Raw genomic sequence first — 23173 nt, 5'->3', positions numbered from 1 at the left:
AACGGAGGAAAATTATGAAAATAAATCAACAATTACAAGAATTAATGAACTTGGAATTAAAACGCCAACAAGATCATGTTGAATTAATTGCTTCAGAAAATTATGTTAGTGAAGCAGTTTTAGCGATTGCTGGTTCAATTTTAACGAACAAATATAGTGAAGGATATCCCTTTCACCGATATTATGGGGGCTGTGAATATATTGATAAAATTGAGCAGTTAGCGATTGATAAGGTAAAAGAAATGTTTCAAGCTGAACATGCTAATGTGCAACCTCATTCTGGTAGTCAAGCCAATACAGCAGCTTATTATGCTATGTTAAACCCTGGGGATAAAGTTTTGGCAATGGATTTATCAGCAGGAGGACATTTAACACATGGTCATAAAGTAAACTTTTCAGGTCGTTTATATGAATTTCATAGTTATGGTGTTAATCCAACAACACAAGAATTAGATTATATAGAAATTGCTAAAATAGCCCAAGCAGTAAAACCAAAATTAATTGTTGCTGGCGCTAGTGCATATTCGCGCGAAATTGATTTTAAAAAATTCCGTGAAATAGCTGATAGTATTGGGGCCTTATTAATGGTTGATATGGCCCATATTGCTGGGTTAGTGGCTGCTGGATTACATATGTCCCCAATTCCTTATGCAGATGTAGTGACATCAACAACGCATAAAACGTTACGTGGTCCACGTGGGGGATTGATTTTATCAACAGCAAAATGAGCGAAAAAAATTGATAGTGCTGTATTTCCTGGAAACCAAGGTGGACCATTAGAACATATAATTGGGGCCAAAGCGCAAGCTTTTATTGAAGCTTTAGAACCAGGGTTTAAAACATACCAAGAAAATGTTATTAGTAATGCCAAAGTTTTATCGAAAACATTACAAGACAATAATTTTACTTTAATTTCAAATGGAACTGATAATCATTTATTAATGGTTAATGTTAAAAAAAGTGTTGGTCTTTCGGGTGCAGAAGCTGAAGCAATCCTACAAAAAATTGGTATTATCTGTAATAAAAATATGATTCCATTTGATACTGAAACTCCCGTTGTGACAAGTGGTATTCGCTTAGGAACACCAGCAATGACAACAAGAGGATTTCGTGCAAAGCAATTTCAACAATTAGGAGAAATTATTGTTGGGGTATTAAAAGATCATAGTGATGATAATTTAGTAAAATATGGTCAAGCAGTAAAAACTTTATTAGAAAAATTCCCAATTTATAATGATATTAAGTATTAAAAAACTAGTTTAATTAAACTAGTTTTTTAATTAGTCATAAGTCATTTTAGAATAACAGTTCTAATATCATAGAAGTTACTAAAATTATGTTCTAAAATAGTATTTAAATCGTGGTTAGCTAAAAGCCAGGCAAAGTGTGAACTAATTTGATTATTATTATGATTAAAGCCATCTAAATTACGGCCATGATCAGTTGTACTCATAATTAGTCAATCTTCTTTTGGCAAACTCTTTAAGACATTAGTTCAAATTTTGTCATATTGACTAAGTAATGTTTTAATAACAGGATGATCGTCTGGAACGTTACTATGCTTTAACGAATCAAAAATTCCATTATAGGCAAAAATAAAGTTATTACCTTCAGCTGTTAAAGTATTAATATCTGTTAGTAATTTTTCTGTTCAATAATTAATGGCATCAATAGTTGTATAATCAAAATTTTCATCATCAATAACTGTATCAATGTTATTTCGTAATGGAGCATTAAAAATGTGTTTAACATATCATGGTCCTAATTCTTGTAAAGCAATTGCGGTTTTAATTGTTGAATCATTTTTCTTAATTAATTCGAAAACATTTGTTCCGGTTTCTAAAATATTACCTCAAAAAATTGATTTTCATCCTTTTATTGTTTCATAACTTTGAATATAAAAATTACTTTTAAAAACAACTTCTGGGGCTGTCGGCAGAATTTCCTTGATATTTTGATAAGGGACACCATCAACACCAAATAATAAGACGTGTTTCTTAGGATTTAATGTTAGTTGATTATTTGATAAGTATTTATCGTCTTCTTTTTGCAAAAAACTACGATCATCACGATAATCAGTGTTATTGGCACATCCTATTAAAGTCGTTGGATAACTGGCAAATAACGTGGACAGGGATAGTACTTTTAAGAATATACGCATATAGATTCTCTCTTTCATTAAAATTCTTATTGCTAAGTGCTATTTAATAAAATGGTAAAGTGTTATTAAGGGTATATTATCATAAATTTGCATAAAAAATAAGGGATAATAATAGCACAAAAAAAGCCTAAGGCGATGATATTTCCAATAATTCCAAGTTATTTTTATTGATTCTCGATTTACTTTTGGTTATAATATATATGCTTTATACATTAAACCCTGGTACGGAATAGTGTTAGGAGGCAAAATGCATGAGACAAACAACCGTTTTAAATTCAGCTAATGTTGATAAAAAATGATATGTTATTGATGCGCAAGGTCTTATTTTAGGACGTTTAGCAACGCAAGTTGCAATGATATTAAAAGGTAAAAACAAACCTGCTTATACACCACACGTTGACTGTGGTGATAATGTAATTATTATTAATGCTGATAAAGTTGCCTTTACCGGTAATAAATTACAAGGGAAAATCTACTATAAACACTCACAACACCCAGGTGGATTGAGTCGTACAACTGCCCAAGATATGTTAAAGAAAAAACCAATTTATCCAGTTGAACATGCAATTAAAGGAATGTTACCAAAAAATAAATTAGGAAGTCAATTATTCCGTAATTTATTTGTTTATGCCGGATCAGAACATCCGCATGAAGCACAAAAACCAGAAAAGTTAGAGCTTGCTGGGAAATAAAAGGAGTATAAGATGGCAAAAAAACAAGAAGTTATTTATCGTGGAACTGGAAGAAGAAAAACTTCAGTTGCACAAGTTGTGTTAACTCCTGGAAAAGGAAATATTATTGTTAATGGGAAACCAGCTTTAGAGTTTTTCCCATATGCAACATTGGTACAAGATTTGGAACAGCCTTTAAAAATCACTGGGGTAAGAGAAGAGTTTGACATTACAGTTAAGGTAGCAGGTGGTGGATTTACTGGCCAAGCAGGGGCAACAAGATTAGGAATCGCTAGAGCCCTAGTTGAGGCGTCACAAGATTACAAAGTCCTATTAAGACATGCGGGAATGTTAACGCGTGATTCACGCATTAAAGAACGTAAAAAATATGGATTACGTGGAGCGCGTCGTGCGCCACAATATTCAAAACGTTAAATATTGTTAAAAAAGTACAGTTTAATTGTACTTTTTTTATTTATAGTCTTTTATTGGTTATTAGAGGTAAGTTTAGTATAATAATAAAGATGAGAGTAGTAAAGAAGGTGAATTATTTTGGTCAATGATTTTATCATTAATGGTAATAATTACAATGGTAAAGCACTGTTGCTAAATTTTTATTTGTTAACAAATGGCAAAAATAAGTTCACAGATAAAGATGTTCAAAATTTAAAATTAGAAAATATTAAAACCATTAAGGATTTATATGGTTTTTTTAAAAAGTATATTTGTTTAGCTGATTTTTTTGTTTGTTTAATTAATGATCAAGCTAAAATTAAAAAAGATAAAAGTGGGAAGGAAAAAACCTTATACGATATTTTAATTCGCTTTAAATCAATCACATTTTTAAATGAATTAATTGACCCTAATTTATCATTAACAGTATTAGGCGACATCGATCCAGGGTTAGGAATTGTTAATGTTAAAAATATTTTTTTAACGGGAATGGAAAAAACAGCCCAGGATTTTGAAACTCCAGCCCAAGATATTGTTTTAGAAGTTAGTGATAACTTTAATCATAATGAAGCAAAAATCCGCACAATTTTTGGTTCAGATATTATGAGTAAAATGAAGTTCTTAGTTTCTAATTTTCAAGATGAAAAAGAAGAGTGGATTAAATATTTAAATTTTCAGCAACAAGATTTAGATTATAAACGAAAAAAAGCAGCCATTTTCTTGGGACGCCAATTACTTGAATATGTTAAAATCCCTCGTAGTAATGAGCATTATCAGCAATTTCATGACCCACATTTTGCCCTAAATAATTTTTGGTATGTTAAAAAAAGTCTTTTTCATCAACAAAGTTTGACAATTTATCCTAATTTTGAAGAAGTAACAGTGGCTTTTTTAGACTTACTAGTTGAACAACCAGAACAAATTGCTGATTTACAAAAATTAGTAAATTTAAGTTTAACGAACTGACAATTAAATCGTGAATATAGTAGCGACAATCCTTTATCAATTTTTAATTTTACTTTTAACGAAGCTTTTGCCCAAGATAATAGTGATAGTTTTGAATTAGGGTTTACTGTTCCATTAGCAAAAGATACAATAGTTCAAAATAGTCAGCAATTTTATCAGAATTTAATAGCCATTTTCCAAAGTCACCAGCCATTGCAAGGACAAGTTGATGAATTAAAAGCGGTCGGCAAAATTTTAGCTGAACAATTAAAGAATTATTATTCAGTTATTGTTTGCTATGAGTTTAAAAGCGAAAATGATTATGAATATGATTTTTTACTAAAGAATGTTCCCGAATATGGTTATCTTGGCTATCTAGGAAAAGGAGAATCAACGTTAATTCGTCGTAGTAATATGATAATTGACAAGATTGTTCGTAATGATGTTGCTAATCCCTATTTAATAAATTATCTTTTTAATATTAAAGATTTAAAATTGAAATTTAGTAATAAAGTATTACAAGAAGAAGATTTAACTTTTGCGGCAAAAAACTTGAATAACAGTCAAAAAGCGGCGATTGTTAAAGCGCTAAATTCTCAAGATATCTTTTTACTACAAGGGCCACCAGGAACTGGAAAAACAGAGTTTATTGCAGAATTGGTTTATCAATATGCAAAATTAAATAAAAAAGTTTTAATTTCTTCGCAAAATCATACGGCAATTGATAATGTTTTAACCCGCCTTTTTAAATCACCTTTGATTGTCCCATTACGCTTAACAGGTGAAGAAGTGCGGAAAAAGAATCGTTTCAATGATTTTAATCCTGATCGGGTTGTTTTTAATAACTATCGTTTTATGTATTCCTATTTAACCCTCGAATATTTAACAAAATGAGAAGGGATTGATGACCAATATCTATTGCAAAAAGAAGCTTTACAAAATTTAAAGGCTAATGCAAAAATGCTGGCAAAAGAAATTAAGGAGTATCAAGAATTAGAAAGTAAAATCTTAAGGTTAAAAACAACCCAAGAAGAAAATTTGACAAATTTATTAAAACTAAAAAATCATAATAAAAAATTATTAGTTGAAATTAATAACATTGATAATTTTCAGGAATTATTAAATGATTCTGAGTGAAATGGTCATGTTCAAAATACCAATGATTTAACAACTTTATTTAATCAGCATTTTGGAACTTTAATTCATGAAAAACTAAATTTAGATTTTGATGTTTCCTATTCAATTCCGGAAGTTTATCGTCAATTATTAGCCGATAGTTTAGATCCAGAAACAATCAACGCAATTGCTGATAAAAAAGCACAATTGATGGTGTTAAAACAAGTTGAACCAGCTTATCGCGATGATAATTGAGCGACACAATTATTAACATTAAATGAAGCAATTATTAATTTACAAAAACAAACTAGTTTAAAACAAGGCAATGTTGTGCATCTCCAACAAGTTAGGGAGTTACAAGTAGGGTTAGAGGCCTTAAAATATAAATATCAAAATCAAATTAAGGATAATGAAAAATTAATAGCAACAGCAGAAGAAAATCAAACAGACCAAGAGTTATTTTATTTAGAAACCGAATTTAATGGTTTAGAACAAAAAATTAACCAGTTAAAAGTTGATGTTGAAAATATTGTTTACAACATTAATCAAATTTTTAATCTGACATTAAATATTAAAGATATTACGACAACAATTAATGAGTTAGACGAAATTATTGTTAACCTTGACCAGGAAATTAAAACAATTCAAAAAGAAAAAATTGCGAAAGGAAAGTTTGTTAATAATATGATTAACTTTTTAGACCGGAATTATCAAATGGCGCAATTTTTAACCGGGGAAAACTTTAACAATAATATTTTTAACTCAGCATTAGAAAAAGATACGAAGACTTATGCTAATCAGTTTTTACAAAATAATGTTAATGTTGTGGCAATGACGGCAACTTCAAATCAAATTTATTTACAAAGTAAAAATAAAATTTTAGCCGATTATAATATTAGTGATATTGATATTAAGAGTTTTAGTTTTGATGTGGTTATTATTGATGAAGTAAGTAAATTAACGCCAATGGAAATTTTAATGCCATTAGTATATGGAAAAGCTGTTGTTTTAGTGGGCGATTACCGTCAATTACCGCCACTGATGCAATTCCAAGAAAGCGATGTTAGCAAAATTAATGAATTATACCATGAAAATTATAGCTATTTTGATTTTACACAATTAGTAACACAATCAATGTTCAAAAAGCTAATTTCACAATGTGATGATTCGGTTAAAGGAATTTTAGTTGAACAATATCGCAGTCATGGAGATATTATGAAAGTTGTTAATGTTTTTTATGAAAATCAGTTACAATTAGGAGATCCGACACATCAAAACTTGCAAAAACAACATTATCTAAATGTTGGTAATAATCAACAACCAATAATTTTTAGTTCAAATAAAGCAATTTACTGATTAGATTCCTCTCGTGATATAAATCAAGAATTAGTTTATGAACAAGGCGAAGCAGGAAGTACAAGTTTGTTTAACTGGTTAGAAATTGAATTGACAATAGCAACATTAAAATTAATCGATCAAGGTTATGGTGCTTTACCAGCTAAGTTAACACATAAACCAAATGTTGCTGTGATTAGTTTTTATGGTTTGCATGTTAAGAAATTACGTAAGGCTTTACAAACGGTGAAATTAAAAAATATTAGTTTAGAAATTTCAACTGTTGATGATTATCAAGGGCGTGAAAGTGATATTGTTATTGTTAATACTGTTCGTCATCCAAAAAATCAAGCTCGGGCTAACAAGGAATTTGTTCAGAAATATGAAAGATTAAATGTTGCTTTTTCCCGGGCCAAAAATATGCTAGTAATTATTGGAGCAATTAATTTTTTTGCAAATATTGAAGTAGAAATTCCGACAATAATGAACCCAGTTTTAACAAAATTAACAAGAGTTTATGATGAGATTATTAAGATTATTCGGACATTTGGGAATGTCTGAACAGCTGAAGATATTTGTGAGAATGTAAAGGAGTAAGAAAATGAAAATAGGGGTCGTTAAAATATTTAAAAAATGAAGAAAACTATCAGTCATGGTGGGTTATCAAACACCAAAACGACCATCTTTTTTTCAGTATCTAATTTTAAATGCGATTGCAAATTATCCAGATAAAAATGCCTCGCTAAAAGATATTTTACAACAAGAATTACAACTCCAAAATTTGCGAATTTATCAGGAGTGTTTAAAAGATTTAATTGAAAAAGAAGAAATTATTGAAATTGATACCCAAACCTCATTTAATTATCTTTCAGCAAGTTATAATAAAACAGATTGAATTGATAGTGCAATTGGAATTTTTTACATTTCCCCAGCAGGGCTAAATACATTAGAAAAAGGTTTTTTAATTGGAAAAAATCAACAAAAAGAAATAGCAATTGAATTTTTAATTGATGATTTTAGTGGTGAAATAATAATTAATCCCTCCCGTTTAGAGTTAATAGCAACGGTAACAAATGAACAGTTAAAAATTACAGCACCAACAATAACAAAAATTAATATTAATGATTTATTAAATGTTTTAGAAACTGTCAAAAAAAGTGGTCAAAGTGTTTTCAACTTTAATAAAGATACAATTTTTAATAGTTTACGAATTGGAAAAGAACATTTGACTAATTCACAGACAGATTTTGATTTAGGACATTACACTGTTGAGGAATATGAAATTGTTGAAGTTAATTTAACCTTAACAACTTTTAAAGATCTTAAGATGTATGTTAATAATCCTCAAATTCAAAATTTAATAGATAGTAGCCAACCGCTGCGCGAAAAAATTACATCATTTTTTATCGATACAATTAATTATGATTTAAAACAAGATTTTGTATTATCTAATCGTCAAATTCCAGCTAGTGCTTTTGAAGCAGATTATTATCAAGATCCGCGGATGATTAATCCAATATTACTAAATGCGAAGATTGCAATTGTTAATAGTGATCTTTTGAAAGAAGAAAAACTTTTGACGCAAAAATATTATCACTTAAATAATTTTAGTTGTTTAATTTTGGTTAATAATGATAAGAAAACAACTTTAACTGATTTATCAGGTTCTTTGCCAATCTTTCATTTTGCCACAAATGAATTTAATTTAACAAAAGAATTTTTAATTATTTTTGCTAATTATAAACAACAATCAGAAGTTTATAATTTTCAAAAATTAGATTTAATTACATATAATAAAAATTTAACATTAGTGAACAAATATCAAGATGATTATGGGGCAGGAATTTATAAAGCAATTGCCAAACAATTAATTGAGCAAAGTAAATATTTAATTAGCAAATGGACAGAATTAGCTGACCAAAACCAAGATGAACTTATTTTAATGTTTATTTATTTATTAGATTTATTAAATGATAATGAAGATGCAATGCTCGGGTTCATTAAAATTGTTGTGACAAGCGATTATCCAAATAAAGTTAGTTTTTTACAAAGTTGACAGGAAAAAACAAAAGCGTTCCAACAAAAACCAAATTATCAAAATTTAATTCATTCTTCATTATTAAAGTTATTAGAACAGATAACAACAACAAGTACCAACATTATTGAGGCCTATCGAATTTTAAGCCAACAAAATATTCTTCCAGCAAAAGAAGTTCTGACAATTTTGCAAAAATATTATAATAAAAATAACGTTTCCTTAGAAGAATTACTAGAACTATCAGTCCAGTGTGACCCCGTTGTGTTAGAAAAAATTTGGAATCAAAATCTTTTTCATATTTTAAACAAAGTTTTATTTGCTCTTAGTGTTGATAACATTGAACAATATTTTAATAAATATCGTCAACCAACCGGGGATGTCCAATTATTAAATTATTTATATAGTTTTACCGCCGATTATTTGAAATATCTTGGAGAAATGAACCGCCGTGATATTAATAATATCCAACGTTATTGACCAACAATTTGGTCTTTTGTCAGTGTTATTATTGAACGGTTTAGTCATTTTGAAACAAGTTTTGACTTATCGTTGCAATTATTACATGTCCTTTCAAAATTAGAGTACAAGTTCCGTATGATTAAATATGAAAATATGTTTAATTCCGAGGCCAAATTTCAAGAGTATTTAGAGGCTGGAACCTGAGGAAGAGCAGCCTTATATTTGGCTAATTTATTAGAAGAAAAGCTTGATCACTTGCTAAAAGATAAAATGCAAGGTGTTAAGTATTTAAATGAAAAATTATTTATTTTAAAAAAAGAGGGGTCAAAAGACCAAGCAAAAAGAATTATTGATTTGTATGAAGAATTAAAACTTTATCTATATTGTGACCAAGGGCGTAATGAAGTTGTCCCAGCCAAGAACCGGGATCTAATTAATAAATGATATCAAGAAATCAAAGAGGTGTTTAAATAATGAGTATGAGTGTTGAGCAGGTAATGTATAATTATCAGAAAAAGATCGAACGATTAGGAATTAATATTAATTTTATTAAAGAAAATTTAGCGCAACTATTAACCCAACTGCAAAGTATTGATGTTAGTGGTTTAAATTGCCAAGAAATTGAAGGATATTTAGTAGAATTAGATTTAATTCACCGTGATTTATTAGAAAATGAATTAGTGAAAGAATTTTCAAAAGTTAGTCATGTTGACTTAGAATTAGCTAAGCGCGTTAACTTTTTTTTAGAACAAAAAACCTTGCGATTAGCAGAAATTCAACAAAATATTGAAAATCTAAAAATTCGAGTCGTTGAAGATGAGACAAAAGCACGGTTAACAAATTTACAACAGCGAACTAATCTTAATTTAGAACAATTAGAACAAGAGTTAGTTGCTTCTATTAGTGATAGTAATTCAAAAGCAATTGTGTTAACTTTTTTTAAAAACAATCGAACAAAACTTATTAATTTTACCCCAGCTGAAATTGCCGAAGTTGTTAAAACAGAAATTAGTAACTTCCAAATGTCGCAAGAATTTGTTAAATTGCAATATTTAGGCAATTTTAATCAACAAATTGCTGAAGATAAATTTGTTAAAGCTGAGTTAATAGCTGATTTAGAACAATTTAATCAGCAAGACTTTAGTAGTCAAGATGAATTAGCAGCAGCAGCTTTAAAATTACAACAGAAAATTATTAATAAACAATTAGATGAATCAGCGCGAAAGCATGCAATTAGTTCAATTTTACAAGCGATTAAAAATCGTGGTTTTATTGTTGATGTAAATGATATTCGTCTTGTTAAAGAAAATGAAGATAATGTTGTTATTTTATATGCTAAAAAAGTAACTGGGGAAGAGGCGATTTTTAAAGTTTATCTTGACGGTCGTTTTACCTATAAATTTGAAGGCTATGAAGGTCATGCCCATGATGTTGATGAACAACCATTTGTTAATGATCTTTCAATGTATGATGTATCATTATCAAAAGAACAAAATAAGGTCTATTTAAATCCAGATAAAATTATGAATCAAGCTAAAATGACCGTTAAGACAAAAACCGATAAAAAATAGATGAAAGGTTTTAAATACTGCAAAAAAAAATTATAATATATAAAAGAAAATTAAAGTGAGGAATAGCAAATGAGTGTTAAAAGTAATTTAGATAAATTAAAAAATCAAGTTGGAATTAAGCGTTGTGTAATTGTTGAAGGTAATGTTAATGATATTTATGAAAATAAAAATACTTATCTAGGCATCAAAGATAAAGTTAAATTATTATTGCAAGAACGTGGTTTTAATCAAGTTTTTACTTGGGATCGTATTGATGGTTTAACGGGAGGAAATATTAGTCAATTAACGCTAGTTGATAAAAATGCCCCTAAAAAAGACCAAGCTGGTGAAGCCTATGACTTTGGTCAAGAATTGATTAATAGTAATAATGAGAATAAAAACCAACAACAAGGTCAATTTACGTCCCTTACCGAATTTTTTGCAATAGTTCGTCGTAATATGCTTGATACAAGTCCTCAAAAAGTTGCTTTTATTGCTGATTGTTCGGATTATTTATTTTCTAATGAACAAAGTTTAAGTGAAGAAGAACGTGTTAACTTAATCTCAATTAGTAAAGCTTTTCGTGATAAAAAGTTTGACCAATCAGAAATTATTGATTTTGATACAGCGTTAATTTTTATTACTAATAATGTCGGAAAATTACCAACATCATTTTATTTAAATAATCCCGATGTTACAACAATTACATTAAGTAAACCAAACCGTGAAGAACGCGAAAAATTTATTTTAACAAATAAAAACTTCTTTAAAATTACAGAAGATTTAAACCAAGATCTTTTAAAATTACAAGACATCTATGACACAATGGAAGGATGAACTTTAAAAGAAGTTTATCAATTAATTAAGTACTCAAATAATATTCCTGAACGCTTACCATTTGAAAAGCTGTTAAATTCATATCAGTACGGGGAAAAAGTATCACCATGAGAAGAAATGAATTACCAAAAATTAGCAACAATTAATGAAGAATTAAAAAAACGAGTAATTGGTCAAGACCATGCGATTGATAAGGTTAAAAAAGTTGTCTATAAAGCCTTTACAGGGCTATCTGGGGTCCAATATTCAGCTCGCCGAACAAAACCAAAAGGAACATTATTTTTTGTTGGTCCAACTGGAGTTGGGAAAACAGAATTAGCAAAAGCGTTAGCAAAGTTTTTATTTGGAGATGAAAAAAATTGTATTCGTTTTGATATGTCTGAATATAATCAAGAAGCTAGTGACCAAAAATTAATTGGAGCGCCTCCAGGTTATGTTGGTTATGAAGAAGGGGGACAACTAACAAATGCCATTAAGGAAAAACCATTTAGTGTTTTATTATTTGATGAAATTGAAAAAGCCCACCCCCGTATTTTAGATAAGTTTTTACAAATTTTAGAAGATGGGCGCTTAACAGATAATAAGGGTCAAACAGTTAGTTTTTCTGACTCCTTTATTATTTTTACTTCAAATATTGGGGCTAGTGAAGTTGATGATAAATTACCATTTTCCGAAATTCAAAAACAATTTATTGAAAAAGTTTCTAATCATTTCAGGACAGAATTAAAACGACCAGAATTATTAGGGCGAATTGGAAATAATATTGTTCCCTTTAACTTTATTAAAGATGAACATTTTAAAGCAACCTTGATTTTACATAAATTAAAACCAATTCAATTCGCTGTTAAAGAAAAATATAAAGTAAATTTAGAATTTATGAATGTTAATGAACTGTTACCAATCATTATGCAAGATGCTGATGACAAAAAAGGTGGACGGGACTTATTAAATAGTATTGAACAACATGTTGTTGATAGTTTAAGTGAGTTTATTTTCAATAACCAAGCCCAGTTTCGCCCTGGGCAAACAATTCAATTAATTGTTCGTAACAGTCAGATTGAATATGCGTTGAGATAAACATTAATGACAAATAGTAATTTAATAAATTTTAATCGCTTTGTTTCTTTAACAACAATTGAAGGGCCCGGGAAACGCTTTGCATTGTGAATGCAAGGGTGTATTTTAAATTGTCGCGGATGTAGTAACCAAGATATGATTCCATTACTAAATAAAAATGTTATGCCAGTTGAAGAGTTATTTAAGGCTGTTCTAGATGCAAAAACCCGTTTTGACATTGAAGGAGTTACTATCTTGGGGGGTGAGCCCTTTATCCAACCCAAAGCGTTACTAGAATTTTTGGCGTTATGTCATGCACACGACTTAACAACACTAGTTTTTTCCGGTTATTTATATGAATTATTACTAGAAAAACACCCCAATATTTTAGCTAAAATTGATATTTTAATCGATGGACCCTTTGTTATTGAAAAATTAGATAAAACGCGCCGTTTAATTGGCTCAACAAATCAAAGGGTTTTAAAACTATCGCCAGCTTATGCTGATAGTGATTATTTTGAACAAAATATTGTTGAAGCCGAATTTACTGTTGCGGCTAATAGCCTAGTTATTAATGGTGATGGGGCCCATTTATTTGAAAAAAATGACCAAGAGCTTGATATAAATAAAAACTCCAAATAATTTATTCGGAGTTTTTATTTACTAACCTATTTAATTTCTAATAAACTTTTAATTGTTGTTAAATCCTGCATGTTATTTTGATCAGGGACCAGGTTAAAGTTATAGCCTTTGTCTTTTTCATATTTTGGGACAATATGTAAATGATAGTGGAAAACTTGTTGAAAAGCCAACTCTTTTTCATTACTAATAAAATTAATTCCCCCTGGTTTTAAGGTTTGATAAATTTGTTGGGCAATTTTTTTTGCGGCAATTGCTACTTCACTTAAATATTGATCAGCTGTATCAGTATAATATTGCGAATGAACTTTTGGAATGACAAGGGTATGGCCATTACTGTTGGGAAAAATGTCTAAAAAGGCATAAATAAATTCATTTTCATAAATTTTATGGCTAGGAATTTGTTGGGTAATAATTTGACAAAACAGACAATCATTTTTCATTTTTTAACACTCCTTATTTTAATGTAATTATACAATAAAAAAATAAAAATGTTGATAAATCAACATTTTTAGTCTTTTTGAATATATGAACCAATTTCATCATATAATGATTGTGAATATATATTATCAGGATTATTCGCAAAAGCATTTGAATATAACTTAGTTTTTGCTGCTGTTTGGAGATCATCGCGAGTAGCAAAAGTATACTCTAATCATTTTAATAATTTTGCTTTTTGGATTTCTACTGAATCTTCAATAAGACTGCCATCTTCATTATAGATTGCTATTCCGTTTTCTGTGTGGGTTCCTAAGTATCCAATTTGGTCGTATAATCAAACAATTGATTTTTGTTGTTGTAATCATTCTTGGTCTAAATCTTCAATTGGTGAATTACCAGCGTATCAGTTTAAATCAACATTATGTGATGTTTCTGCTTTTTCACTGTAATTTAAACTAGTATTTTTCATTAAATCAATTGCATAAATTGGTAAAACAATTACAACTGAACCATAGCGTTTATTACTATCAATAAATTGATAACTTGATGTACTTTGACCTTCCCCTGATTTTAATAATCCAACGGCTGTGGGGTCAACTAGTTTATCTTTATAAGCATCGATTCCAGTATGGGTTGTAAAGATGTCCCCGGCTGTGGGAGCTCCTGATGTTTTTTTCATTCCAATAAAGCCTTTAAAGTTATTTATTCCAAAAATAGGGTCAATTCCTTCACGGATTTCACTGTCAGCAGTACTAAATGCGTTTTTGACTTTTGTTTGTAGTAGTGTACTATCAGTTCTAAAAGTAGCATTAAACTGACTAGGATTTTCAAATGGCCCTCCCGATGCAAATAAAGCATTTAATTTATCAATCGGAAGTTTTAATTCTCATGCCATTTTAGCATAGGTATTTCAAGTTGAACCTGTTCATGATTGAATAGCATTAAAAAGTGTTCCATTTTTGTTTAAATAAATTGATGTTTGTCCATTTGTACGTAATTGGTTTTGATGTAAATATGTTGCCGTTAAGATATTATCAAGGACTTTTGGTACTAGAACGTGGTTGAAATAGTCTTTAAAACGAACCCTTAACATTTGTTTTTGTACATTAACATCTTTGTCTTCAAAATCTTTGTAAGTTGTCCCTAGAGTTTTTGAATCCAAGATAAAGTTTTCTTCACCAAGATCAATTCGACTTTTTGTATAATCTAAGCCTGTTGCACCATCTTTTCAGAAGTATGATTTAACACCAGCAACATATCAACCACTTGTTTGATAATCAACTGAATAACCATCACGCGCAATTTGAATTTCTAAGGGATCAGCTTTTTCAATACTATTTAAATAGCTAGTATATAAATTATCTGTCGCTACTTGTTCAACAAAGTTAACTAATTGTTGCGCACTTTGTGAATTAGGGCTATCATTTGGTAATGATACAGAAGTAAAACGCGCACGACTTGATTCTTCAGCTCCATAGAAGAATTTTGAAATTACAGTATTAATTAAACGAACTGCAGCAGTTTTTAATTCTGCTTTTGTAAAGATGTCATTAAATGAATATTTAACTTTATTTGACTCATTATCTGAATCAATTTGGGCTAAAATTCAACGTTTAATTTCATCATTAATGGCTGGCTTTGTAAAACGGTCGTTTTTATTACTATTACAAGCAATAACATTAGTTGCTGTTGCCGAGATAAGAGTAATTGAACCTAATAAACTTAATAATTTTTTCATTGTTATTGCCCCTTTCTAGTAGTGTAAAAACGATTTCCACTAACATTATTAGGTAAAGTTACCTGATAATTTTGAATGACATATTGTTCATCTTGTAAATTTATCGTACTTAGGCTAGTTTTTGTCGCCTTTTGATCGTCAATATTACCATCTGGATTAGTATTTCAGAATTTATCGTCATTAATCTTTTCTAAAATTTCATTAGTTTTAATTGTTAAGGCTGGCCCATTTTCTTTATAGTTTTTAATTTTAGTATTTTCTTCTTCTAATTTAGTTCTTAAAGTTGATAAGGCTCCCCCTGAAATATTAGTATCAGCAGCATTAATTTGGTTAATGAACCATGTTGGCTCAACAGTTTTCCCAGTTGAATCTTTAAAAGTTAAGAAATTAGTATATCATTTATCATTAGTTGACTCTAAGATTTTTGCATTATAGTTATTAAAGAAATCAAAGATTCATGTTCACCACATTGCGCTATCACCAGCTGTATATGTTTTAACTTCATTTAAAAGATTAAATTTTAATGGACTTGTTGCTGGTGAACTAGCATTAACTAAACTACGGTTTGCTAAATATCATAAGTATTGAGTGTCACTGAAGTGGGTATTCATTTCTTGTGTTTGAGCTTTTGGAACAATTATTTGTGACTTATCAGTCATTTCCCCATAAACATTTCTTGAGTAATTTAACTCTCTAAATTGTCAGTTGCTATCAAAAGAGCTTAATGGTTTTTCGTTAGTGCTATCAAGCAAAAATTCATTTCCATCAATGTGGGCAATATGTAAGCCATCTGTTACATCAAAGTAAGCAATAATATAGTCATTATTTGAAGTACCAATTTTTCAAGTTTTGCTTAGTTGTGTTCCTTCTGAACGATTAATAGCACTCATAATTTCATCTAACTTACTTGGCAAATTAGTAGCCGTCGTAGATGCTTGATTAATTCCATCATAAAGACTAGCTTTTACAATACCTGATTTATCTGATGTTAATGTTAACAGATTTTCTGAAGGGCTAACAGTTTCATCAGTTTGCTTAATAAATTCACTTCAGTCGTTATTTTCTAATCTTCCCAAATCAGCTTCTATTTTGTCTTTAACTGCTTGTTCAAATGAATCACTTTTAATTCCATTTTCTTCTACTTTTGCATCAGTTTTAAAAGAATAAACAACTTCTGAATAAGCTAATGGTTTTTGATTTTGGAATCATTTGTCAACCATATATTTTTGGAACATTGAATATTGACCAGCATCATATGGTAAATTCAAAGTTGGTGTGCCAATTTCATCTTCATCCCCGCCACTAAAGACTGGTGTTAAGACTGATTTATTATTTTTGATAAATTCTTTATAATCATAGCCGTTATTTTTTAGTTTTACTGCAATTTTACCTAAGTATTCATTAATTTTTGTTAAATTTAATGCACTTAATTCAACATCATAATTGCCATTTTCATAATTGTATGCTAAAGCTAATTGAATCTTATCATTTTTATTTACTGGTCAATCTTTTACAACAGCATTAGGTGTTTGTAAATAACTATTAAAGTTTTCAAGAATTTTTTGTGTTGATTGATTATCATTAGTACGGTAAGTACGCATATTGTTATTTAACAAAATTTCTGTTAATAATGCTGAAGCACTTTTGGTATTTTCAACCCCCTGTGTCATCATCGCTGCTTTAAAATTTTGTTCTTCAATTTTATACTTTTGTCCACCACTAGCTCCTGAAATATCAGGGTAGTTGTCATCTAAGAATTTATGATATTCTTTTTCTCATTTTTTCCCAGCTGAATTTTTAAAATCTTGGATTTTATTTTCAAGGCTGTTATTTGTTGCTTGGACTAATAATTTTCATTGCGCTTTTAAAATATCGCTTAAGTCTTTATAATCAGCAAGGGCAATATCTTTTTTAGTATTGTCACTTAAAAATTTCTCTGGGTTAGCTAAAACAGCAACACTTAAAATTTGCATTAATTGTTTTGACATTTTTAATTGTGTACTACCATCCCATTGGTTAGGATCATTTGATCAACTTTGCCCCGTTCTAATGTTGGGTGTTGTTAAACTATTTCAAATATCAGGGGATGTAACATCTTGACCCCCATAGATTCCTGGCAATCATGCTCAAATACTATCCCCATTTGAGTTTTTATGTTGATTTTCATCTTTACTACATGCAATAACCCCAGAAGCGGCAGTTCCAGTTAGCACCAAACTACTTAAAATTGATAAAAGTTTTTTCATTTAGGTTCATCCTTCTTTCTTATTTTATTAACCATAATTCTTAAATAGCAACTATATTGTATTAAAAAAATAAAATAAAGTCTACTTTTATTGTACAATAAAAGTAGACTTTATTTATAAACAAAATAAAAATTTCTTGTTGTAAGAAGGTTATTTATGAAAAATGGAGGCAAAAATGAAAAAAATTGAGATTAAAAATTTAGTTGTAAGTGTTGATGGAGAAAAAATCCTAAATGGAATTAACTTGACAGTTAATAATAATGAAATTCATGCCCTAATGGGGCCCAATGGAAATGGTAAATCAACCTTATTAGCAACAATTATGGGTCATCCTAGTTATACTGTTGAAGACGGAGATATTTTAGTTGATGATGTAAGTGTTTTAGAAATGTCAGTTGATGAACGTAGTCGATTAGGAATTTTTTATGCCATGCAATCACCAGTTGAAATTCCTGGTGTTTTAAACTTAGATTTTTTAAAAAGCATCATTAATGCCCATCGTGATGAACCAATTAGATTACCAGAATTATATAGTCAAATTAATGTTAATGTTAAAAATTTAAAAATTGATGATACTATGATTCGCCGTTATTTAAACAATGGTTTTTCGGGCGGAGAAAAGAAAAAAAATGAAATTTTACAGTTAAATTTATTAAAACCAAATTTAGCTTTAATTGATGAAATTGATTCGGGTCTTGATGTTGATGCTCTAAGCGTTGTTAGTGAAGAAATTAATAAACGAATCAATGATAATTTTGCCTCAATTATTGTTTCTCATTATGATCGTTTTTTCAATTTGGTTCAGCCAACACATGCCCATGTTATTATTAAGGGAAAAATTGTTAAATCAGGTGATTATCACCTAGTTGAACGAATTAATAAAGAAGGTTATGAATGGTTATTAGCGGAACTAAATTTAACAACACCAGTTGCAAAAAAACAACAATCAATTATTGGTGGAATTGGCTGTGCTGCTAACAAAGGAAATAATGGCAATAACAAGTAATAAAAAAATTCATTCAGACCATAATATCTTAATAACCATAGCTGAAAACCAAAATTTAGTTCTAAGAGCAACAAGTGATAATGATCATATCGAAATTACAATCGCGAAAAACTTACAAGATTTTACAATCTTACTATTTTGTTATTTTGATAAAAAGGTAACCGTTAAATTTCGTTTTGAAGAAAATGTTATTGTTAATATTATTAATATTTATAAAACTAACCAACAAGACCAGAATTGTGATATTACATATTATCATAGTACTAATAGTAAAGCGAAAATCTATGATTTAAATATTGCTAATACTAATATGTTGGCAAATGTTAATTTTGAATTGGAAGGGAAAAGGAGTGCTGTTAGTTATTATTTAGCTAGTTTAGCGGTTAATAGTAATCAAAAAACAGCTAATCTTTATGCTCATCATTTAGCCCCTCAAACATTAAGTGATATTAAAACTTATTCGATTGCCAAAGATCAAGCACTCCAACAAGTGAAATGTACGAGTCATATTGAAAAAACAATGGCAAAATCAGAAGCACATCAAGAATTACGATTATTAGTATTTGATAAAACAGCAAAAGCAATTTCGGACCCAATTTTATTAATTGATGAAAATGATATTAAAGCTAGCCATGCTAATGCTGTTGGGATGTTAGATCCAGACCAGATTTTTTATTTACAAACAAGAGGATTATCGGTGTCTCAAGCCCGAAAATTAATTTGTATGGGTTATTTTAAAAATGTGATTGATGCGATTGTTGATCCAGACTTGCAATTGGAAATTATCAATGAAATTGATGCAGAAATTGGTGAATAACAATGAAAGATTTTCGTGAAGCTAAAACTTGATTTCCATTTTTTACCAATCATCCCAATGAAGTTTATTTTGATAATTCGGCAACAACATTAAAACCACAAAGTGTGATTAACGCAATTGTCGATTATTATGCTAAATATGGAACTAATCCTCATAATACTGATAGTGATTTAGCATATCAAACGGCTGCTAAATTTCAGGAAGTTCGAGTTAAAGTCCAACAATTTATTAATGCCCCGAAAGTTGAAGAAATTGTTTTTACCGCTGGAACAACAGCTGGAATTAACCAAATTGCTTATGGTTTAAAATCAATTATGCAACCAGGTGATGAAATTTTTTTAACTCAGCAAGAACATGGGGCTAATATTTTACCATGATATCGGTTAGCAAAAGAATGCCAGGGCAAAATTAAGTATTTACCAGAGCAAAACTATCAGATTGATATTACAGCTTTGGAAAAGGTCATTGGTCCACAAACAAAAATTGTTACCTTTGCTAATATCCCCAATATTCTTGGCTATGAAAATGATGTCCAAGGGATTGTTAAACGAATTAAAACAATAAATCCAAATATTATTGTTGTAGTTGATTGTGCGCAAGGGGTATTACATACCAAAACCGATGTCCAAGAATGAGGAGCTGACTTTATTGTTTTTTCTGCTCATAAAATGTTTGGTCCAACTGGAGTTGGGATTTTATGAGGAAAAACTAACTTGTTAGAACAATTAGAACCTTTACTTTTGGGTGGGGGAATGAATAGTGCCATTAATCCAACAGATTTAACTTATCATAAAAAATCCATTCCTGCTCGTTTTGAAGGAGGAACCCCTAATGCTAGTGGAATCTTTGGTTTTGGGGCCGCTCTTGATTTTATCCAAAAAATTGGTTTAGATAACATTATTAGTTATGCGGAAAGTTTAAAAGCCTATGCTGTTAGGCAATTTGACCAGCATTTAAGTGATAAAGTTATTATTTATAATAAAACAACCCCAACCCCAATCTTAGTCTTTAATATTAAGGAAGTCTTTGCTCAAGATGTTGCAACCCACTTAGGGACAATTGATCATATTACTGTGCGCAGTGGTGATCATTGTGCGCGATTAATTGGGGGCGTAATTAATGAAAAAAATACTGTCCGGATTAGTTTTACAATATATAATGATAAAAATGATATTGATAAATTAGTTCAAGCAATCAAAAATGAAACAACATTTTTAGGAAGGTTATAGTATGAATATTGATAATAAAGATCCGTTATATCTTCGTCAAATCATTATGGATCACTATAGTAATCCTCGTCATAAAGGATTAACAAAACAAGAGGATACATTGTATATTCATCAAGCCTCTGATTCGTGTATTGATGATTTACAGTTAGAGCTATTGATCAAGGATGATGTCATTAGTAACGCTAGTTTTGAGGGTGTTGGATGTGCGATTTCAACTTCAACAACCGATATTATTGCTGATTTAATAATTAATAAATCAGTATCAATGGCAATTACAATTATTGAAAATTACTTGGCAATGATTTATGCGAAACCATACCAAGAAGATTTACTAGATGAATTAGTTGCCTTTACCAATGTCCCTAAACAACCAAATCGCATTAAATGTGCGACAATTGGGGTTAATGGTTATTTAAAATTATTAACAAATGATAATCAATAAGCAAGGAGTGATAAAATGCCAAAATTAAAACAAGAACAAGAAATTAAAGATCTTTCAAGTTATAAGTATGGGTTTAATGATGGAGAAATTTCATATTATAATACGGGGGAAGGAATTAATGAAGAGGTAATTCGGACAATCTCACATTATAAAAGTGAACCAGAATGAATGTTACAGTTTCGTCTTGATTCATATCACCAGTTTTTAAAAATTAATAATCCAAAATGAGGACCCGATTTATCATTTATGAATTTTGATGATTATGTTTATTACATTAAACCAACTGATCATGTCGCAACTACATGAGATGATGTGCCAGAAAAAATTAAAAACACTTTTGATCGCTTAGGTTTACCAGCAGCGGAACGGGATTATTTAGCAGGAATTAAAGCACAGTATGATAGTGAATTAGTTTATGGGAGCATGTTAGCAGAAGTCGAAGCAAAAGGGGTGATATTTTTAGATTGTGATAGTGCTTTACGTGAACATCCAGAATTATTTAAAAAATATTTTGCGACATTAGTGCCAAATACTGATAATAAATATGCTGCTTTGAATAGTGCTGTTTGGTCAGGGGGATCATTTATTTATGTTCCTAAGGGTGTTAAATTAGATAAACCGTTACAAGCATATTTCCGAATTAATTATGAAAATGGTGGGCAATTTGAGCGAACATTAATTATTGTTGATGATGACGCTGAATTACATTACATTGAAGGGTGTACTGCTCCTGTTTATTCACGAGATTCATTGCATGCGGCGGTTGTTGAAATCTTTGTTGGTAAAAATGCCAAAATGCGTTATACAACCGTTCAGAATTGAAGTGATAATGTTCTTAACTTAGTAACAAAACGTAGTATTGTTGACACAAATGGTCAAATGGAATGAATTGATGGGAATATTGGTTCACGAATTAATATGAAATATCCAAGCATTATTTTAAAAGGTGATCATAGTAAGGGCCAATGTATTTCAATTGCGGTGGCAAAGGAAAATGTTATTCAAGATGCTGGGGCAAAAATGATTCATTTAGGAAAATATACCTCATCAAAAATTATTTCAAAATCAATGACCTTTAATGGTGGAACAGCAAACTATCGTGGGCTTGTTCATATTGGTCCTGCTGCTCAATATTCTAAAGCGCGGGTGGAATGTGATACCTTAATTTTAGATGGTAAATCACATTCTGATACAATTCCCCAAAATAAGGTTTTTAATAATGAATCACAAATTGAACATGAAGCAACAGTAAGTAAAGTTTCAGAAGAGCAGCTATTTTATTTAAAAAGTCGTGGTTTAAATGAACAACAAGCCTTAGAAATGATTGTGATGGGATTTTTAGAACCATTTACGCGGGAATTACCAATGGAATATGCTGTTGAATTAAACCAATTAATTCGAATGGATATGGAAGGTAGTGTTGGTTAGTGCCAAAAAATAAAAAAACGTTACGGAAAAATAGTTTACAAACACGGCAAGGAATTAAACCAGGTTTGCATGAGAGAAAAACAGCGGAAATTGCTAAAAAAGTTTTAGCCCATCCACTTGTTAAAAAAGCTAAAATAATTGGCGTTTATTATTCTATTAATAATGAAGTTGGGACAGTTGATTTAATCAAAGCTCTTTTAGCGCAGGATAAAATCGTTTGTTTACCACGAATTGATGACCAGGAATTAATCTTTTGTGTAATTAATAATCTTTTAAATACTTTAGAACCACATCCAGTCTATCATAACTTACTTGAACCAAAGGAAAGTAATCCTAAAATAAGCGACAAAAATCAGTTAGATGTCATTATTGCTCCCATTGTTAGTTATGATGATAACAATAATCGCTTGGGCTATGGTGGGGGCTTTTATGATCGTTATTTTGCAGATTATCAGGGATTTAAATTAGGTCTAGCGTTTTATGAGCAAAAGCATTCAGCGTTATTGCCAACAGAGCAAACAGATGTCAAATTAGATGAGATTATTGTTGGGTAAAGAAAAAGTATG

General features: G+C 29.9%; 18 protein-coding genes. 14 read left to right on the top strand and 4 right to left on the bottom strand.

The genetic code is table 4. From position 1 onward, the window contains the following. The first annotated feature begins 14 nt into the window (after positions 1–14). Positions 15–1250: a serine hydroxymethyltransferase gene (locus tag SCHRY_RS04965; RefSeq protein WP_016339366.1), complete on the top strand. Its 1236-nt coding sequence runs from the start codon at positions 15–17 to the stop codon at positions 1248–1250. A 26-nt stretch (positions 1251–1276) separates the two neighbouring features. Here SCHRY_RS04965 and SCHRY_RS04960 read toward each other — a convergent pair whose 3' ends face one another. Beyond that, positions 1277–2161 carry a hypothetical protein gene (locus SCHRY_RS04960; protein WP_016339365.1) on the bottom strand — a complete coding sequence of 295 codons (885 nt, stop codon included), beginning with the start codon at positions 2159–2161 and terminating at the stop codon, positions 1277–1279. Between the two features lie 251 nt (positions 2162–2412). Here SCHRY_RS04960 and rplM point away from each other — a divergent pair, with 251 nt between their 5' ends. The 7 genes from rplM (at position 2413) to SCHRY_RS04925 (ending at position 13263) form a co-directional block, all read left to right on the top strand. Then, positions 2413–2853, top strand: coding sequence for a 50S ribosomal protein L13 (gene rplM / locus SCHRY_RS04955; protein ID WP_016339364.1), 441 nt, complete (start codon positions 2413–2415; stop codon positions 2851–2853). A 12-nt stretch (positions 2854–2865) separates the two neighbouring features. Then, on the top strand, positions 2866–3267 hold the full coding sequence (rpsI, locus tag SCHRY_RS04950; RefSeq protein WP_016339363.1) for a 30S ribosomal protein S9: 402 nt from the start codon (positions 2866–2868) through the stop codon (positions 3265–3267). Positions 3268–3384: 117 nt separating this feature from the next. Continuing rightward, complete coding sequence (locus SCHRY_RS04945; RefSeq protein WP_016339362.1) at positions 3385–7278, top strand: AAA domain-containing protein; 3894 nt, start codon at positions 3385–3387, stop codon at positions 7276–7278. A gap of 4 nt (positions 7279–7282) precedes the next feature. Continuing rightward, positions 7283–9652, top strand: a complete 2370-nt coding sequence (locus tag SCHRY_RS04940; protein WP_016339361.1) for a hypothetical protein — start codon at positions 7283–7285, stop codon at positions 9650–9652. Then, a complete protein-coding gene (locus SCHRY_RS04935; RefSeq protein ID WP_016339360.1) occupies positions 9652–10749 on the top strand; it encodes a hypothetical protein in 1098 nt (365 codons plus the stop codon). Before SCHRY_RS04940 ends, SCHRY_RS04935 begins: the two co-directional genes overlap by 1 nt. Positions 10750–10818: 69 nt before the next feature. Further along, positions 10819–12642 (top strand): AAA family ATPase, encoded by a 1824-nt coding sequence (locus SCHRY_RS04930; RefSeq protein ID WP_016339359.1) that lies wholly within the window; start codon positions 10819–10821, stop codon positions 12640–12642. A gap of 6 nt (positions 12643–12648) precedes the next feature. Further along, positions 12649–13263: a 4Fe-4S single cluster domain-containing protein gene (locus SCHRY_RS04925; protein WP_016339358.1), complete on the top strand. Its 615-nt coding sequence runs from the start codon at positions 12649–12651 to the stop codon at positions 13261–13263. Between the two features lie 26 nt (positions 13264–13289). Here the strand turns inward: SCHRY_RS04925 and SCHRY_RS04920 are convergent, their stop codons facing one another. The 3 genes from SCHRY_RS04920 to SCHRY_RS04910 form a co-directional block, all read right to left on the bottom strand. After that, positions 13290–13703: an HIT family protein gene (locus SCHRY_RS04920; RefSeq protein ID WP_016339357.1), complete on the bottom strand. Its 414-nt coding sequence runs from the start codon at positions 13701–13703 to the stop codon at positions 13290–13292. 68 nt (positions 13704–13771) lie between these two features. Next, on the bottom strand, positions 13772–15439 hold the full coding sequence (locus tag SCHRY_RS04915; RefSeq protein ID WP_016339356.1) for a lipoprotein: 1668 nt from the start codon (positions 15437–15439) through the stop codon (positions 13772–13774). Between the two features lie 2 nt (positions 15440–15441). Further along, positions 15442–17685 (bottom strand): lipoprotein, encoded by a 2244-nt coding sequence (locus SCHRY_RS04910; protein ID WP_016339355.1) that lies wholly within the window; start codon positions 17683–17685, stop codon positions 15442–15444. Positions 17686–17860: 175 nt separating this feature from the next. Here SCHRY_RS04910 and sufC point away from each other — a divergent pair, with 175 nt between their 5' ends. Genes sufC through SCHRY_RS04880 form a run of 6 tightly spaced genes read left to right on the top strand, consistent with a single transcriptional unit; the run spans position 17861 to position 23161 of the window. Beyond that, positions 17861–18691, top strand: coding sequence for a Fe-S cluster assembly ATPase SufC (gene sufC, locus SCHRY_RS04905; RefSeq protein ID WP_016339354.1), 831 nt, complete (start codon positions 17861–17863; stop codon positions 18689–18691). After that, positions 18675–19508 (top strand): SufB/SufD family protein, encoded by an 834-nt coding sequence (locus SCHRY_RS04900; RefSeq protein ID WP_016339353.1) that lies wholly within the window; start codon positions 18675–18677, stop codon positions 19506–19508. Before sufC ends, SCHRY_RS04900 begins: the two co-directional genes overlap by 17 nt. 2 nt (positions 19509–19510) lie before the next feature. Further along, the gene (locus SCHRY_RS04895; RefSeq protein ID WP_016339352.1) at positions 19511–20737 is read left to right on the top strand and encodes an aminotransferase class V-fold PLP-dependent enzyme; all 1227 of its coding nucleotides are present in this window, start codon (positions 19511–19513) and stop codon (positions 20735–20737) included. A 1-nt stretch (position 20738) separates the two neighbouring features. Next, positions 20739–21179 (top strand): Fe-S cluster assembly sulfur transfer protein SufU, encoded by a 441-nt coding sequence (gene sufU, locus SCHRY_RS04890; RefSeq protein ID WP_016339351.1) that lies wholly within the window; start codon positions 20739–20741, stop codon positions 21177–21179. A 15-nt stretch (positions 21180–21194) separates the two neighbouring features. Then, positions 21195–22607, top strand: a complete 1413-nt coding sequence (sufB, locus tag SCHRY_RS04885) for a Fe-S cluster assembly protein SufB (protein WP_016339350.1) — start codon at positions 21195–21197, stop codon at positions 22605–22607. Continuing rightward, positions 22607–23161, top strand: coding sequence for a 5-formyltetrahydrofolate cyclo-ligase (locus tag SCHRY_RS04880; protein ID WP_016339349.1), 555 nt, complete (start codon positions 22607–22609; stop codon positions 23159–23161). The genes sufB and SCHRY_RS04880 overlap by 1 nt, the downstream gene beginning before the upstream one ends. Positions 23162–23173: the final 12 nt, after the last annotated feature.

This window comes from Spiroplasma chrysopicola DF-1, assembly GCF_000400935.1.
Classification (GTDB): Bacteria; Bacillota_I; Bacilli_A; order Mycoplasmatales; family Mycoplasmataceae; genus Spiroplasma; species Spiroplasma chrysopicola.
This window is presented reverse-complemented; position numbering and strand designations above follow the sequence as displayed.